Origin of the sequence: Bartonella sp. AA81SXKL (assembly GCF_042196945.1) — a bacterium.
In the GTDB taxonomy this organism is placed as follows: domain Bacteria; phylum Pseudomonadota; class Alphaproteobacteria; order Rhizobiales; family Rhizobiaceae; genus Bartonella.
In genome coordinates this window covers 1-523 of the sequence record NZ_JBHIRH010000438.1, presented here as the reverse complement: position 1 = coordinate 523, position 523 = coordinate 1, and the positions used below count along the sequence as shown (strand labels likewise).

General features: G+C 35.6%; 1 protein-coding gene. It reads right to left on the bottom strand.

Annotation, left to right across the window (positions count from 1 at the left end):
- A partial coding sequence (locus ACFINZ_RS12125) for an ATP-binding cassette domain-containing protein (protein ID WP_375701661.1) occupies nucleotides 1–523 on the bottom strand: 523 nt, incomplete at both ends.

The window sequence follows — 523 nt, the reverse complement described above, 5'->3', positions numbered from 1 at the left end:
CATCTCAATAAATTTTGATATCTGTGCCATTTCAGCAGCTTTGCGCATCTCTTCATCTGTAGCACTTGGACGCCCGTAGTAAATGTTATAAGCAATTGTATCATTAAATAACACTGTGTCCTGCGGTACCATACCAATAGCTTCACGCAAACTTTTTTGTGTTACATTACGGATATCTTGTCCATCAATTGTGATAGAACCTGCATCAACATCATAAAAACGAAAAAGCAATCGAGAAATAGTCGATTTACCAGCACCTGATGGACCAACAATTGCAACGGTTTTGCCTCCCGGAACCTCAAAATTAATATCTTTGAGAATTTGGCGATTCTGATCATAGGAAAATTTTACCTGATTAAACCGAATACTCCCATTATTGACCACTAATGATTTGGCATCTAATTTATCACTGATTTCCTTCTGAACATCTAAAAGATCAAACATAGCTTCAATATCAGTTAAGCCTTGTCGAACATCACGATAAATTGAACCAATAAAATTTAACGGAATAGAAAATTGTATT